A 15008-nucleotide genomic window follows, 5' to 3' on the forward strand; every position below is an offset into this window, starting at 1 on the left:
GCCAACCCGGGGGGGCTGATCACTGGGTCTGGTTGCGGACCCAGTTGCCCGAGCGCTCCAAGGCGGCACCCGTATCCTGCCCGGCGCGGTTGAGCGCGCGGCCGGTCGAATCGGCGGCCCGGCCGAGGGCCTGCCCCGTGTCCTGTCCCGCGCGGTCGAGGGCCATGCCGGTGCGCTCCATCGGGCCCTGGCCCTCGGCGTTGCGGTGGCAGCCGGTCAGGGCCAGCAGGCCGCCGATGGCGAGGATGCTCAGTTTCGGGAAGCTCATTCTCGGTCTCCAATCCTATTCCGCGGCGGCGAGCGGACGGGCCGGCACCGCCTCGGGCATCGCGGGGCCGAGGCCGATCCGGTGCAGGGCCGACAGCGTGTGGAACACTGCCTTGAAGCTCAGGATGGGCACAATGGCGCGCGGGTCGCCGCGCAGGTTGCCCGCCAGCATGTTGATGATGCCGTCGCGCATCCAGAGCGTGTTGCGCGGCGCCATGAAGAGCGAGCGCATGACGGGGTCGTTGATGCGGTAGATGAGCCAGCTGATGCGGTCCATCGCGCGGGCCAGCTCGCGGTTCGTGCGCTCCGCCAGCTTGTTGCCGCGGACGGGATCGTCCAGCCAGGCATGCGCGGCCTTCGCGCCCAGCTCGCCCGCCGTCATGGCCATCAGCACCCCGGTGGAGAACATCGGGTCCACGAAGCCGTAGGCATCGCCGATCATGAGGAAGCCCTCGCCGCAGCCCTGCTGCGCGCGATAGCTGTAGTTGCCGGTCGAGAAGATCTCCGAGACGATCTCGGCGCCGCGCGCGCGGGCGGAGACGGTCGGGCTGCTGGCGATGCGTTCCAGGAAGAGCTCGCGCGGCGTGCCCTTGCGGCCCTTCCAGGCGGCCTGGTTGCCGACGAAGCCGATGCTCATGATGCCGCCGGGCAGCGGGATCAGCCAGAACCAGCCATCCTCGGCGAGGTGGATGCTGATATAGCCGTCCAGATCGCCCTCGCGCCGCTCCACGCCCTGGAAGTGCGCGTACATGGCGGCGGTGTTGTTGTACTTGTTCATCACCTTCACGCGCATGCGCCCGGCGAGAAAAGTGTCGCGGCCGGAGGCGTCCAGCACGTAGCGCGGACGGAAGGTGATCTCCTCCCCGGTTTCGGTCTTCGCGCGCACCGTCGCGCGCTCGCCCTTGGCGAAGGCGACGTCCGTGACGCGCGTGTTCTCCAGCGTCGTGGCGCCCTTGCGCCGCGCATTGGCGAAGAGCAGCGCGTCGAGCTCCGCGCGTTTCACCTGCCAGGCATGGGTGCGCGCCTTGTTCAGCGCATGCGCGAAGGGGAAGGGGCAGCTGCGCCCCGTGCGGTCGGAGACGAATTCCGCGCCGGGCTTGTGCACGCCGATCCCGCGCACCTCCTCCAGCACGCCGAGGCGTTCGAGGATATCGAGATTGGCGGGCAGCAGGCTCTCGCCGATGTGGAAGCGCGGATGCGCCTCCTTCTCGACGAGCACGACGCTGCGCCCCTGCATGGCCAGGGTGGCTGCGGCGGTGGAGCCGGAGGGGCCCCCGCCAACGATCAGGACATCGGGCGCGGCATCATGCGTCATGCGGGAAAAATCCGGTTCCGCGGAAGGAGCGTCAAGGGTGGAAGCGGGGGCGTTCCGGCACCTCATGCGTGAAATCGCATGAACCTGTCTTCCTCTGGCGGAACATTCCCTCCCACTATCGGGCGGCGAGGATGGGCGGAGGGTGCTGTGACGGGATCGATCAGCTGGAATGGCACCGAGGGCGCTTGGTCGGAGCCGGGCAACTGGATCCCCGCCGGGGTGCCGGCGGCGGGCGATAGCGTCACCATCCAGAGCGGCGTCGTGCATGTCTCCGCCCTGACCCTCGACGGGCTGACGATCCAGCTGGGCTCCTCGGATGCCGGCAATCCCGCGACGATGATCTTCGCCGGGGACTGCGCCATCACCGCCACCACCACCATCGCCGGCAGCGATGTCTCTGCGGAGCTGCGCATCCCGGGCAGCCTGAGCGTCGCCGGCACCATCGCCGCCGGCTGCTCGGGCACGCCCTTCTTCATCATCGGGGTCGGCTCGCTGGAGTTGCAGGCCGGGAGCCAGCTTGCCGCCACGGCGGGCTACGACATCGTTCTCCGGCCGGGCGAAGGCTGGGTGAATGACGGCGAAATCATCGTCGCGGGGGCCACCGTCTATTCCGACGTGCCTCTGTCGGGCAGCGGCAGCGTGAGCATATCGCAGGGGGGGCAGATGCAGATGTGGGCCTCCGTCGCGGCTGGGCAGACGATGGGCTTCCTGGATGGAACCGGCCTGCTCTTGATCTCCGATCCCGCGGATTTCGGCGCGACCATCACCGGCGCCCAGCCCGGGATCACCCTCGCCCTGCCGGACAGCTTCGTGGATGCCGCCAGCTTGGACGCGGACGACGGGATCCTGACCCTCTCCTACGAGGGCGAGACCGTGGGGGAGCTGACGCTCTCGGGCGCGGCGGAGGCGCTGTCCTTCGTGCCGAGCTTCAGCCGCGAGGGCGGCACGCTGCTCTTCACCTCCCTCGCGGCGCGGCAATGGGACGGGACGGATGGCGACTGGTACGACAGCGCCCGCTGGACGACCGAGTCCGGGCAGGTATCCGTGCCGCTCGCCGGCGATACCGCGCTGATCCAGGGCGGCACGGCCACCGTCTCGGCCACGGGGCTCGGCCAGTTCGGGCAGGTCCACGACATGCAGATCCTGCTCAACGGGACGGCGTCCGATCCCGCCGGCATCGCGGGATCGGGGCTGATCCTGGACAGCGACAGCACGCTGTCGGTGACGGGCGATTCCAGCCACGGGCGGCTGCTGCTGTCCGGCACGAACACCCTGCTGGCCGAGGTCGCGGTGCTGTCGCGCCGCGGCTGCATGACCTTCCGCCTGGACGGTTCCGGCCCGCTCAATATCGGCGACACGAGCCTGGTCGTCGGCGCAGGCAGCACGATGCGCTTCTTCGGCGGCGAGGTCGCGAATGGCGGGCTCATCACTGTCACGGGCAAGCTCTATCTGGGCCCTGACGCCACGCTGGATGGAACGGGGCTGATCGATATCTTCCACGGCGGCATGGTGGTGATCGACGGCACCGTGGGCGACGGGCAGGTCGTCCATTTCGGCGATCTGAGGGGGAAGCTCCAGCTCGGCAATCTCCGGGCCTTCGAGGCCGAGATCGTCGATTTCCAGCAGGGCGACGTGATCATCCTGCCGGGGCTCCTGGCCGATACGCCGAGCTATGATGATACGGAGGGCGTCCTCACCCTCTATGCGGACGGCCAGCCCGTCGGCAGCCTGTGGATCTGGGCGGACACGGTTTTCGACGAGGAGCCGGGCCAGTTCTCCCTGGCGCCCGACGGCCAGGGCGGCACGCTCGTGACCTATACCGCGCAGCCCGTGATCGTCGATGCGTCCATCCCGGTCGCGGCGCTCGGCACGGCGGACCAGATGGTCGCGTTCAGCGATATCCTGGTGAACGCCTTCGGCGAGGTGCCGCCGGGCTTCGCGGCCTTCACGCTCTCTCAGGCATCGAGCGAGCAGCAGTCCGGGCCCAACGAGTCCTATTGGGGCCAGCCGACGCAGGATCCGCCGGGCGAGGGCTACGATCCCGCCTGGTACATCAAGGGCGAGCGCGTGATCGCCGATGGCGGGGACCCGCCGGTCGTCCTCGCCGCGGATATCGGCGACGTGCAGTTCCTGGTCGGCAACCAAATCTACGCCAGCGCGTGGTTCGGCGTGACCACGGCCACGGATTCCCTGGGCAACCCGACGCAGATCACGAAGTACAACATGTGGAGCGTCGACCCCGGGGTCAGCACCTACCAGCCGGGCGTGGCCCCGGCGGGCGCGGCGGCGATGGTGAAGTCCGTGAACACCTACGCGACCGTCTATGACGACGTGCAGAACTACGACAATTGCAACTGGATCGCCGACAACGTCGCCGCCGGCATGGGCGCTACCATGCCCTATCTGAACTACAGCAACGACCCCGACGAGAACCAGTCCGGCGGGTTCTGGCGCATCGTCCACAACGGCACGAAGGACCCTGTCGCCGACTGGTCCCAGCTGGTGCAGCCGGGCGACGTGGTTCGCCTGGGCTGGGCCGGGATCGAGGTGGATGACAACAGCCCCTCGATCGGCTGGCACACGACGACGATCTTCCAGGCGGATGCGGCGATGGGGTTGATGGAGGTCTACGACAACATCGACTACCGGCCCGACGGGTCTGGCAACGAGGTCAGCTATATCGGCCTGCATGACGCCATCTACTGGACCGACACGGTGCCGCAGAGCATCACCATCTACCGGATGGCGCCAGTGGCCCAGTACCTGATCCAGGGCGCGTCGCCGGCCGAGTACATCCACGGCACCGTCTTCGACGACCTGATCCGCCCGGTGGGCGGCGGCGGCACCATCACGACCGGGCAGGGACACAACGAGATCGAGGGGACGATCGCCGATCTCGACGGCGTGACGGTCACGGATTTCGGCGTGGGAGACCGGTTCAACGTCACCGACCTTCCCGCATCGGAAGCCTCGGTCAGCTTCGATGCGGGGTCGGGCCTGCTGACGGTCCTGGCGAATGGGAATGCCGTGGCGGGCTTCAACCTGCCGTCCCAGCCCGATGGCCGGGGCTTCGCGACGGCCGCCGATGCGCGCGGAGGCACGCTGATCTACGCGAGCTGACGGCGCCCGCCCCGCGCCGGGCCAGGACCTACTCGATGGTCCTGGCCACCTCGCGGTTGAGCCACAGCGCGCCCAGCGTGGCCGCCGCACCCGAGAGCAGGTAGGCGCCCGACGACGCCAGCCCGAACTGGCTGGAGAGCAGCAGCGCCACCAGCGGCGCGAAGCCCGCGCCGAACAGCCAGGCGAGATCCGAGGTGAGGGCCGAGCCGGTATAGCGGTGCTTCGGGGAGAAGCTGGAGGACAGCGCGCCCGAGGACTGCCCGAAGGACACGCCCAGCAGCACGAAGCCCAGCAGCATGAACACGGTCTCGCCAATGGGGCCGCCGTCGAGGAGTTGCGGCGCGAAGCCGCTGAACACCGCGATGGCGACCGCGGACAGGCCGAGCAGCCGGCGCCGGCCGATGCGGTCCGCGATCCGGCCCGAGACGACGATGGCCACGACGCCGAGCGAGGCGGCGACGGCCTCGATCACCAGGAAGCCCGCCGGGCGCTCGGGCGTGAAGAGAAAGACCCAGGAGAGCGGGAAGACGGTGACCATGTGGAACATGGCGAAGCTCGCGAGCGGGGCGAGGGCGCCGGTCGCGATGGTGCGCCACTCCGCGCGCAGCGTCTGGCCGACCGGGGCGGGGCGCAGCGCGCCGGTCTCGAAGAGGCGGGTGTATTCCGGCGTCACCACGATGCGCAGCCGCGCGAAGAGCGCGACGACGTTGATCGCGAAGGCGACGAAGAACGGATAGCGCCAGCCCCAGTCGAGGAAATCGGCCGAGGAAAGGATGGTGGTGAAGTAGGCGAAGAGCAGGCTCGCGACGATGAGGCCGAGCGGGGCGCCGAGCTGCGGGATCATCGCGAACCAGCCGCGCTTGTGCTGCGGCGCGTTGAGCGCGAGCAGCGAGGCCAGGCCGTCCCACGTGCCGCCCAGCGCGAAGCCCTGGCCCATGCGGAAGACGGCCAGCAGGATCGCGGAGGCATGGCCGATGGCCGCATGGCCCGGCAGGAAGGCGATGGCAGCCGTGGAGCCGCCCAGCAGGAACAGCGCCGTGGTGAGCTTCGTGCCCCGCCCATAGGCGCGGTCGATGGCCATGAAGAACACGGTGCCCACCGGGCGCGCCAGGAAGGCGAGCACGAAGATCGCGAAGGAGTAGAGCGTGCCGGTCAGCGCGTCGGTGTAGGGGAAGACGAGCTTCGGGAAGACCAGCACCGACGCGATGGCATAGACGAAGAAGTCGAAGAACTCCGATGTCCGGCCGATGACCACGCCGATCGCGATCTCGGCCGGGGAGACCGGGTGGTGCGTGTGCGGGAGGGAATCGTCGCTCACGGTCTGTGTCGTCATCAGCTCGCGCTCTGTCTCTGGTCTTCGGGGGCCGCCGGGGCGTTCCATGGACCCGGGCGGCGCCGGAGGGGATTGGACAAAATGTCCTATGTCCCGCCCCGCGGCCCGGAGCTATCGCGGCGCCATGAGAAGGCTCCTCCGACCGCTTCAGGCGTTGCGCCTGGCGATGCTCATGGCTCTGCCCGCGCTGCTGGGGGGGTGCAACCTCATCGTACTGAGCCCGGCGGGCGATGTGGCGCAGCGCCAGGGCAACCTGGTGATGATCTCCACGGTCCTGATGCTGCTCATCATCGTGCCGGTGATGGCGCTGACCGTCTTCTTCGCCTGGCGCTACCGGGCGGCCAACACGGCCTCCCGCTACGATCCCGACTGGGACCACTCCACGGGCCTCGAGCTCGTGATCTGGGCCGCGCCGCTGGTCATCATCATCTGCCTGGGCGCGCTGACCTGGGCGGGGACGCACCTGCTGGATCCCTTCCGCCCGCTGGACCGCACCGCGCCCGGCACGCCGGTGGCCGAGGATATCCGCCCGCTGGAGGTGAATGTCGTCGCCATGGACTGGAAGTGGCTCTTCATCATGCCGGAATACGGCATCGCGACGGTGAACGAGCTGGCGGCGCCGGTGGACCGGCCGATCCGCTTCCGCATCTCCGCCACCTCGGTGATGAACTCCTTCTACATCCCCGCGCTGGCCGGGCAGATCTACGCCATGCCCGGCATGGAGACGAAGCTCCACGCCGTCATCAACCATGTCGGCGAGTACCAGGGCTTCTCGGCCAACTACAGCGGCGCCGGCTTCTCGGGCATGCGCTTCCGCTTCCACGGCCTGTCCGAGCCCGACTTCGCGGCCTGGGTCGGCCAGGTGCGCCTCAGCGAGGGCGCGATGGACCGCGCCACCTTCCTGGCGCTGGAACGCCCGAGCGAGAACGTGCCGCCGCGGCGCTATTCCTCGGTGGACCCGACGCTCTTCGACGCGATCGTCAACATGTGCGTCGAGCCGGGCAAGATGTGCATGCACGACATGATGGCGATCGACGCGCGCGGCGGCCTCGGCGTCGCGGGAATCGGCCAGGTCCAGCAGCGCCTGGCCTATGACCGCCACGGCGCGCGTGGCCGCATGCCGCTGCCCGACCGCAGCTTCGTCACCTCCATCTGCACCATCCCGGTGCCGAGCCCCGAGCGGCCCTTTGCCGCGCCCGTGAGCTCGGCGCCGCTGACCGGGGCCGGGCTCGCGCCCCCCGGCCCGGCGCGCTCCACCCCCGTGGCCGGCCATGACGCCGTGCCGCTGCCCCGATCCTGAACGCGGGAACCGCCATGTCCGCCGGAACTGTTGCCACGAGCCCGATCTTCGGGCGCCTGACCCTCGAAGCGCTCCCGCTGCACGAGCCCATTCTGGTCGCGACCTTCGGCGCCGTCGCGCTCGGCGGCATCGCGGCGGTGGCGCTGCTGACCTATTTCCGCCTCTGGGGCTATCTCTGGAAGGAGTGGTTCACGAGCGTGGACCACAAGAAGATCGGCATCATGTACATGGTGCTCGGCCTCGTGATGCTGCTGCGCGGCTTTGCCGACGCCATCATGATGCGCCTGCAGCAGGCGCTCGCCTTCGGCGGGTCCGAGGGCTACCTGAACGCGCATCACTACGACCAGATCTTCACGGCGCATGGCGTGATCATGATCTTCTTCGTGGCGATGCCGCTCGTCACCGGGATCATGAACTATGTCGTGCCGCTGCAGATCGGCGCGCGCGACGTGTCCTTTCCCTTCCTGAACAATTTCAGCTTCTGGATGACGGCGGGCGGCGCCGTGCTGGTGATGCTCTCGCTCTTCGTCGGCGAGTTCGCGCGCACCGGCTGGCTCGCCTATCCGCCGCTCTCCGGCCTCGCCTACAGCCCCGATGTCGGGGTGGACTACTACATATGGGCGCTGCAGGTGGCCGGCGTAGGGACAACGCTGTCAGGCATCAACCTGCTCGTCACCATCGTGAAGATGCGGGCGCCGGGGATGACGCTGATGCGGATGCCGGTCTTCACCTGGACCTCGCTCTGCACCAACGTGCTCATCGTCGCCTCCTTCCCGGTGCTGACGGCGGTGCTCGCGCTGCTCAGCCTCGACCGCTATGCCGGCACGGCCTTCTTCACGAACGACTTCGGCGGCAACCCGATGATGTACGTGAACCTCATCTGGATCTGGGGCCATCCGGAGGTCTACATCCTGATCCTGCCGCTCTTCGGGGTGTTCTCCGAGGTGACCTCGACCTTCTCGGGCAAGCGGCTCTTCGGCTACACCTCCATGGTCTACGCGACCGTGGTGATCACCATCCTCTCCTACCTGGTCTGGCTGCACCACTTCTTCACCATGGGCTCGGGCGCCAGCGTCAACAGCTTCTTCGGCATCACCACCATGGTGATCTCCATCCCCACGGGCGCGAAGCTCTTCAACTGGCTCTTCACCATGTACCGCGGCCGCATCCGGTTCGAGCTGCCGATGATGTGGACCGTCGCCTTCATGCTGACCTTCGTCGTCGGCGGCATGACGGGCGTGCTGCTCGCGGTGCCGCCGGCCGACTTCGTGCTGCACAACTCGCTCTTCCTGATCGCGCATTTCCACAACGTGATCATCGGCGGCGTGCTCTTCGGCCTCTTCGCCGCGATCAACTACTGGTTCCCCAAGGCCTTCGGCTTCAAGCTCGATGTCTTCTGGGGCAAGGTCTCCTTCTGGTGCTGGATCGTGGGCTTCTGGCTCGCCTTCATGCCGCTCTACGTGCTCGGCCTGATGGGCGTCACGCGACGCATGCGGGTCTTCGACGATCCGTCCCTGCAGATATGGTTCGTGATCGCGGGCATCGGCGCGGGCCTCATCGCGGTGGGCATCGCGGCCATGCTGGTGCAGTTCGCGGTCAGCATCTGGAAGCGCGCCGAGCTGCGCGACGAGACGGGCGATCCCTGGGCCGGCCGCACGCTGGAGTGGGCCACCTCCTCGCCGCCGCCGGACTACAACTTCGCCTTCACGCCCATCGTGCGCGAGCTCGACGCCTGGCAGGACATGAAGCGGAACGGCCATGAGCGCGTGCTCTCCGGCTTCCGGCCCATCCACATGCCGAGCAACACGGCCGCCGGCGTCATCCTCGCCGCGCTCAGCACGCTCTGCGGCTTCGCGCTGGTCTGGCACATCTGGTGGCTGGCGGCGGCGACGCTGCTGGCGGTGATCGCCGCGGCCATCGCGCATACCTTCAACTACCATCGCGACTTCCACATTCCCGCCGAGACGGTGGCCGCGACCGAGGCCGCGCGCACGCGCGCGCTGGCGGCGGCGGAGTGACCTGACCATGGACACCAACGCCCACAGCGCGGCAGTCACCGGCCCCGGCCGCTTCTACGACCTGCACGAGCACGACCATCCGGAAGGCGGCAGCACCATGCTGGGCTTCTGGATCTACCTGATGAGCGACTGCCTCATCTTCGCGATCCTCTTCGCCACCTTCGCGGTGCTGAGCGGCAGCTACGCCGCCGGCCCCTCGGGGCGCGATCTGTTCGATCTGCCGCTGGTCGCGGTCAACACGGCCATGCTGCTCTTCTCCTCCATCACCTATGGCTTCGCCATGCTGTCGATGCAGGCGGGGAAGGTGGGGGCGACGCGGGGCTGGCTGGTGGTCACGGGGCTGTTCGGCGCGGCCTTCCTGGGCATCGAGCTTTACGAGTTCCACCACCTGATCCATATCGGCGCCACGCCGCAGCGCAGCGCCTTCCTCTCGGCCTTCTTCACGCTGGTGGGAACGCACGGGCTGCACGTCACCTTCGGCCTGATCTGGCTGGTGACGCTGGTCGTGCAGGTCGGCCGCCACGGGCTGATCCCGGCCAACCAGCGGCGCCTGATGTGCCTCAGTCTCTTCTGGCACTTCCTGGACGTCATCTGGATCGGTGTCTTCAGCTTCGTCTACCTGATGGGTGTCCTGCGATGAGCCATGATGCGACCCATGATGCCACCCATGGTGGCGGTGCCCATGGCACCCTGCGGGACTACCTGATCGGCTTCGGCTTGTCGGTCGTTCTGACGGCGATCCCATTCTGGCTCGTCATGGCGAAGCCTTTCCCGGACGGCGTGACCGGCATGGCCGTCATGGGCTTCGCGGTGGTGCAGATCGTGGTTCATATGGTGTACTTTCTCCATATGAACGGCCGCTCCGAAGGCGGCTGGAACATGATCGCGCTGATCTTCACGATCATCGTGGTCGCGATCGTCATGACGGGGTCGCTGTGGGTGATGTACCACCTGAACACCAACATGATGCCCATGCCGCACGATCCGGGCATGCTGCCGTGACAGCACGCCGCGTCCTCGTCCCGGCATTCGCCGGCGGGGGCGCGCTCCTGGCGGTGGTGGCCTTCCTGGCGCTCGGCGTCTGGCAGCTCCAGCGGCGCGAGTGGAAGCATGCGCTGATCGCGGGCGTCGAGGCGCGCGCCCATGCCGCGCCCGCCGCCCTGCCGGCCCGCGCCGAATGGCCGCTCGTCACCGCCGCCCGGGACGCCTATCGCCGCGTCGAGGCCGAGGGGCGCTTCCGGCATGACCGCGAGGTCCTGGTCCGCGCCACCACGGCGCTGGGCAGCGGCTACTGGGTCATGACGCCGCTCGAGACCGCTGGCGGCACCGTCCTGGTCAATCGCGGCTTCGTGCCGCCAGAGCGGCGGGACCCGGCGTCCCGGCCGGCCTCCACGGACCCGGTGCGCGTCACGGGGCTGCTGCGGATCACGGAGCCGGGCGGCGGTTTCCTGCGCTCCAACGATCCCGCGGCCGGCAACTGGTACTCGCGCGACGTCGCGGCCATCGCGGCGGCCCGGGACCTGGCCGACGCCGCGCCCTTCTTCATCGACGTCGAGGGCATACCGGGAACCTACCCGGCCGGCGGCCTGACCGTGCTGCGCTTCCACGATAACCACCTCGTCTATGCGCTGACCTGGTTCAGCCTGGCCTTCATGGCGGGCGCGGGCGGTATCATCGTCCTCCGCCATCGCCGGGGCGGGGAGAGGATGGCGGCGTGATCCCCGAGGAGACCACGCGAAGCGCCGCCGCCTCGCCGGAGGCCGAGGCCGGGCGCCGCAACATGCGGCTGCTGATCCTGCTGCGCTGGATCGCGGTGGGCGGGCAGCTCGTGACCATCGCCGTGGTGCAGGGGCTGCTCGATGTGCGCCTGCCGCTGGGCGCCCTGCTGCCGGTGCCGGTCCTTCTCGTGGCGGTGAACCTCGTCAGCCTCGCCATGGTTCGTCGCCGCTCGGGCGTCAGCAATACGGAGCTGACGGCGGCCCTGCTGCTGGATGTCGCGGCGCTCGCCTGGCAGCTTCACCAGACCGGCGGCCTCGCCAATCCCTTCGCCTCGCTCTTCCTGCTGCAGGTCGTGCTGGGGGCGATGCTGCTGAAGCAGCCCTCCGGCTGGATCATGGTGGGCGCGGCGGGCCTGGCGCTCGCCTGGCTCGCGGTGGACTACGTCCCGCTGGACCTGCATGAGCGCCACCGGGCCGATCCGCTGGCCCTCTACATCCAGGGCGGCCTCGTCTGCTTCGCGCTCATCGCCGTCCTGCTGGTGGCCTTCGTGACGCGCATCAGCGCCAACCTGCGCGAGAGCGACGCGGCCCTGGCGCGGGCACGGCAGCAGGCGGCGGAGGAGAACCACATCATCCGCATGGGCCTCCTGGCCTCGGGCGCGGCGCATGAGCTCGGCACGCCACTTTCCTCGCTCTCCGTCATCCTGGGCGACTGGCAGCGCATGCCGCGCGTCGTCGAGGACCAGGACCTCGCGCAGGACGTCACGGACATGCAGGCGGAGGTCGCGCGCTGCAAGGCGATCGTCGGCGGCATCCTGATGTCCGCCGGCGAGGCGCGCGGCGAGGGGCCGCGCGTGACGACGCTGCGCCGCTTCCTGGACGACATCGTGTCCGACTGGCGCTCCATGCGGCTGCCGGGCAGCCTCCAGTACAGCGACCAGCTGGGCGAGGACCTTCCCATCGTCTCCGATGCGGCGCTCAAGCAGGTCATCGGCAATGTCATCGACAACGCCGCCGAGGTCTCGCCGCGCTGGATCGGCGTCACCGCGAGCCGCGAGGAGGATTCCCTGGTGCTCGAGATCGCCGACCAGGGGCCGGGCTTCACGCCGGAGATGCTGGCCTCCTTCGGCCAGCCCTACCGCTCCAGCAAGGCGCGGCCGGGCGGGGGGCTTGGCCTCTTCCTGCTGGTGAACGTGCTGCGCAAGCTGGGCGGCGGCGCCGAGGCCCGGAACCGCGAGGAAGGCGGCGCGCTGGTCCGCCTTTTCCTGCCGCTCGACGCCATCGCCTATGCGGGGGAGGTGCCGCGATGACGGAGGGAAGGCTCCTGGTCATCGTCGAGGATGACGCGGTCTTCGCGCGAACGCTCAAGCGCTCCTTCGAGCGGCGCGGCTATGCGGTGCTGACGGCGGCGAGCCTGGAGGAGCTCCAGGCGCTGCTCAAGGAGCACCGGCCGGGCTATGCGGTGGTGGACCTCAAGCTCGGCGGCGCCTCGGGCCTCAGCTGCGTTCAGGCGCTGCGTGCGACCAGCGCCACCATGCCCATCGTGGTGCTCACCGGCTTCGCGAGCATCGCGACCACGGTGGAGGCGATCAAGCTCGGCGCCTCCTACTACCTCGCCAAGCCCTCCAACACGGACGACATCGAGGCCGCCTTCGAGCGGCGCGAGGGCGACCCGGCCGTGCCTCTGGATGGCCGCCAGTCGAGCCTCAAGACCGTCGAGTGGGAGCATATCCACCAGGCGCTGGTGGAGACGGACTTCAACATCTCCGAGGCGGCCCGGCGGCTGGGCATGCACCGCCGGACACTCGCTCGGAAATTGGAGAAGCGGCAGCTGCGCTAGCGCCTGGCCCCCCTCGGCGGCATCGCCGAAGGGGTGAGGCAGCCGCTCACGCCTGGGTCAACTCTTGAAGTACCACTGCTCCGGATGCGCGCCCCAGGGCGTGCGGCAATGTTGCGAGATGCCGGTGCGCGCCGGCACGTTCTCCAACCGGTCGCTCACCACCCGCACGCCCATGAAGGCGGGCGAGAGGCCCACGAGCCCGATGCCCCATTGCTGGTCGACCGCGATGCGCCAGACCTCCTTCGCCGTCTCGTTGCGCTCCGCCTGGCGCTGGCTGGTCGCGGCGCGCATCAGCTGGAAGGCGCGCAGCAGATGCGGGTCGGACGGCGCCTCGCCGCGCTGCCCGTTCGACGCGTACCAGTGCGAATAGACATTGCTGATGACGGCGCCGATCGGGTCCACCGGCAGGGTGTAGCGCGGATAGAGATAGAGGCTCTCCGTGCCGTTGTTGGTCCAGAGCGCGATCTGGTGCTGGTCGGTATAGGCGCGCGTGTACCAGAGGCTGCGCTCCATCACCTTCACGTCGGTGGCGATGCCGATCTGCCGCCAGTGCTGCGCGATCATCTCCGCCTGCTGCGGCCAGGTGGGCGAGAGCGTCTGCCCCACCGCGATCTCGATGCGCAGGCGCTGGCCGTTGTCGCGGCGCAGGCGGAAGCCCTCGCGATCCTTGCGCTGCAGGCCGATGCCGTCGAGCAGCCGGTTGGCCTGCGGGATGTCGAGCACCGACCATTTCCGCCGCCATTCGGGCCCGGGATTCTCCGGCAGGCTCTCATCCGGCACCACGGAGCCGGGCGTGCCGAGGCCGAGCCAGAAGGCTTCGTTCAGCTGCTCGCGATCGATGCCGAGGGCGAGGGCGCGGCGGAACTCCACCTTGCGCAGCAGGTCGCCGATCTCGCGGTCCTCGGTATAGGTGATGGTCGGGAAGAGCACGGAATCCGCGCCGTTGAAGCCCGGGTCCAGATGCACCTTGTAGCGGCTGCGCTGCTGGTTCTCGATGATGACCGGCAGCTTGCCGAGGTCGATGAAGCGCTCCTGGTAGTCGTATTCGCCCGCGATGGCGCGCAGGTTGATGACCTCGGGGTTCTCGGCCAGCGTCATCTGCACGCGGTCGATGTAGGGCAGCTGCTGGCCCTCGGTATCCACCGCGTAGAAGTAGGGATTGCGCTCCAGCACCCAGAGCTGGGTGTTGATCGGCTGCACCATCCGCCAGGCCGCGAGCGTCGGCAGGTCGCGGTTCAGGCGCCAGTCGGAGCGGAACTTGAAATGCTCCACCCAATTGCCGAAGCCCGCCTGCCGCGCCTGCGCCGTGAGCTGCTCCATCGGCGTGTATTTCGGCAGGAAGGCCTTGAGATAGGCCATGGGCGCGTAGATGCCGTAGCTCTGCCCCTGCGACTGCTGCCGCGTGTTGCCGCCGCCGATCAGCGTGTCGCCGGCCAGCAGTTGAGGGAAGAGGAAGTAGGGATCGTCGAACTCGAAGGCGACGGTGTAGTCGTCCACCTTCACCATCCGCCCCGGCTTGCCATTGGCCGAAAGCTCCGGCGCGGGCGAGGGGACGAGGTCGCGATTGGCGTAGATGTCGTTGAAGTAGAAGAGCCAGTCGTCGGCGGTGTGCGGCGAGCCGTCCGACCATTTCAGCCCGCGCCGCAGGAAGAGCGTGGTGCGGCGGCCGTCCTCGCTCACCTCGTAGCCGCGGGCGAGGCAGGGCATGAGCTCCGTGCCGGCCGCATCGAAGAAGAGCGGCTTGTCGCCCGACATGATGCGGTTGCCGTTCTCGCTGTCGCCCGGGCCGATGAAGCCGCGGCGCCAGGTGCCGCCATACTTGCCCACGCTGCGCAGGGGCTGGATGACCATGACGTCCTGCGGCAGGCGCTGGTCCACGGGCGGCAGGCGGCCGGCGCGGACCTGCTCGGCCAGCATCGGGGCTTCCTTGAACTGGCGGGGGCGGCGGGCCTCGTCGGTGATGAGCTGCGGGCCTTCCAGCCGGCCGATCAGGCCGGAATCATGGAAGCCGCCGGTGGTCTGCGCGGCCGCCGCGCCGGCGATCCCGGTGAGGGCGATGGCCCCGAATTCCCTTCGACGCATGGCGTTTCTCCCTGT

General features: G+C 68.9%; 12 protein-coding genes. 8 read left to right on the forward strand and 4 right to left on the reverse strand.

Annotation, left to right across the window (positions count from 1 at the left end):
* Positions 1–19 precede the first annotated feature (19 nt).
* Positions 20–268 (reverse strand): hypothetical protein, encoded by a 249-nt coding sequence (locus tag WJM96_RS15220; RefSeq protein ID WP_424813368.1) that lies wholly within the window; start codon positions 266–268, stop codon positions 20–22.
* A 15-nt stretch (positions 269–283) separates the two neighbouring features.
* Complete coding sequence (locus WJM96_RS15225) at positions 284–1582, reverse strand: NAD(P)/FAD-dependent oxidoreductase (protein WP_424813369.1); 1299 nt, start codon at positions 1580–1582, stop codon at positions 284–286.
* Between the two features lie 147 nt (positions 1583–1729).
* Here WJM96_RS15225 and WJM96_RS15230 point away from each other — a divergent pair, with 147 nt between their 5' ends.
* Positions 1730–4702 (forward strand): hypothetical protein, encoded by a 2973-nt coding sequence (locus WJM96_RS15230; RefSeq protein ID WP_424813370.1) that lies wholly within the window; start codon positions 1730–1732, stop codon positions 4700–4702.
* A 28-nt stretch (positions 4703–4730) separates the two neighbouring features.
* Here WJM96_RS15230 and WJM96_RS15235 read toward each other — a convergent pair whose 3' ends face one another.
* Positions 4731–6035 carry an MFS transporter gene (locus WJM96_RS15235; protein ID WP_424813371.1) on the reverse strand — a complete coding sequence of 435 codons (1305 nt, stop codon included), beginning with the start codon at positions 6033–6035 and terminating at the stop codon, positions 4731–4733.
* Between the two features lie 124 nt (positions 6036–6159).
* Here WJM96_RS15235 and cyoA point away from each other — a divergent pair, with 124 nt between their 5' ends.
* The 7 genes from cyoA to WJM96_RS15270 are packed head-to-tail and all read left to right on the forward strand — an operon-like array spanning position 6160 to position 12911.
* Positions 6160–7335 (forward strand): ubiquinol oxidase subunit II, encoded by a 1176-nt coding sequence (cyoA, locus tag WJM96_RS15240; RefSeq protein ID WP_424813372.1) that lies wholly within the window; start codon positions 6160–6162, stop codon positions 7333–7335.
* 44 nt (positions 7336–7379) lie between these two features.
* Positions 7380–9353 carry a cytochrome o ubiquinol oxidase subunit I gene (cyoB, locus tag WJM96_RS15245; protein ID WP_424813604.1) on the forward strand — a complete coding sequence of 658 codons (1974 nt, stop codon included), beginning with the start codon at positions 7380–7382 and terminating at the stop codon, positions 9351–9353.
* Positions 9354–9360: 7 nt separating this feature from the next.
* Positions 9361–9993, forward strand: coding sequence for a cytochrome o ubiquinol oxidase subunit III (cyoC, locus tag WJM96_RS15250; protein ID WP_424813373.1), 633 nt, complete (start codon positions 9361–9363; stop codon positions 9991–9993).
* Positions 9990–10355 (forward strand): cytochrome o ubiquinol oxidase subunit IV, encoded by a 366-nt coding sequence (gene cyoD / locus WJM96_RS15255; protein ID WP_424813374.1) that lies wholly within the window; start codon positions 9990–9992, stop codon positions 10353–10355. The genes cyoC and cyoD overlap by 4 nt, the downstream gene beginning before the upstream one ends.
* Entirely contained in the window at positions 10352–11071 is a 720-nt protein-coding gene (locus WJM96_RS15260; protein ID WP_424813375.1) for an SURF1 family protein, read from the forward strand. The genes cyoD and WJM96_RS15260 overlap by 4 nt, the downstream gene beginning before the upstream one ends.
* Positions 11068–12381 carry an ATP-binding protein gene (locus WJM96_RS15265; RefSeq protein WP_424813376.1) on the forward strand — a complete coding sequence of 438 codons (1314 nt, stop codon included), beginning with the start codon at positions 11068–11070 and terminating at the stop codon, positions 12379–12381. Before WJM96_RS15260 ends, WJM96_RS15265 begins: the two co-directional genes overlap by 4 nt.
* Complete coding sequence (locus tag WJM96_RS15270; protein ID WP_424813377.1) at positions 12378–12911, forward strand: response regulator transcription factor; 534 nt, start codon at positions 12378–12380, stop codon at positions 12909–12911. The genes WJM96_RS15265 and WJM96_RS15270 overlap by 4 nt, the downstream gene beginning before the upstream one ends.
* A 57-nt stretch (positions 12912–12968) precedes the next feature.
* Here the strand turns inward: WJM96_RS15270 and WJM96_RS15275 are convergent, their stop codons facing one another.
* Positions 12969–14993, reverse strand: a complete 2025-nt coding sequence (locus tag WJM96_RS15275; RefSeq protein WP_424813378.1) for an ABC transporter substrate-binding protein — start codon at positions 14991–14993, stop codon at positions 12969–12971.
* Positions 14994–15008: the final 15 nt, after the last annotated feature.

The sequence above is a fragment of the Roseococcus sp. YIM B11640 genome, from assembly GCF_049727625.1.
Taxonomy (GTDB): Bacteria; Pseudomonadota; Alphaproteobacteria; order Acetobacterales; family Acetobacteraceae; genus Roseococcus.

Coding starts and splice junctions, on each gene's coding strand:
- WJM96_RS15235 (WP_424813371.1), bottom strand. CDS start 6,035: ATGACGACACAGACCGTGAGCGACGATTCCCTCCCGCACACGCACCAC.
- WJM96_RS15225 (WP_424813369.1), bottom strand. CDS start 1,582: ATGACGCATGATGCCGCGCCCGATGTCCTGATCGTTGGCGGGGGCCCC.
- WJM96_RS15270 (WP_424813377.1), top strand. CDS start 12,378: ATGACGGAGGGAAGGCTCCTGGTCATCGTCGAGGATGACGCGGTCTTC.
- WJM96_RS15275 (WP_424813378.1), bottom strand. CDS start 14,993: ATGCGTCGAAGGGAATTCGGGGCCATCGCCCTCACCGGGATCGCCGGC.
- WJM96_RS15220 (WP_424813368.1), bottom strand. CDS start 268: ATGAGCTTCCCGAAACTGAGCATCCTCGCCATCGGCGGCCTGCTGGCC.
- cyoC (WP_424813373.1), top strand. CDS start 9,361: ATGGACACCAACGCCCACAGCGCGGCAGTCACCGGCCCCGGCCGCTTC.
- cyoA (WP_424813372.1), top strand. CDS start 6,160: ATGAGAAGGCTCCTCCGACCGCTTCAGGCGTTGCGCCTGGCGATGCTC.
- cyoD (WP_424813374.1), top strand. CDS start 9,990: ATGAGCCATGATGCGACCCATGATGCCACCCATGGTGGCGGTGCCCAT.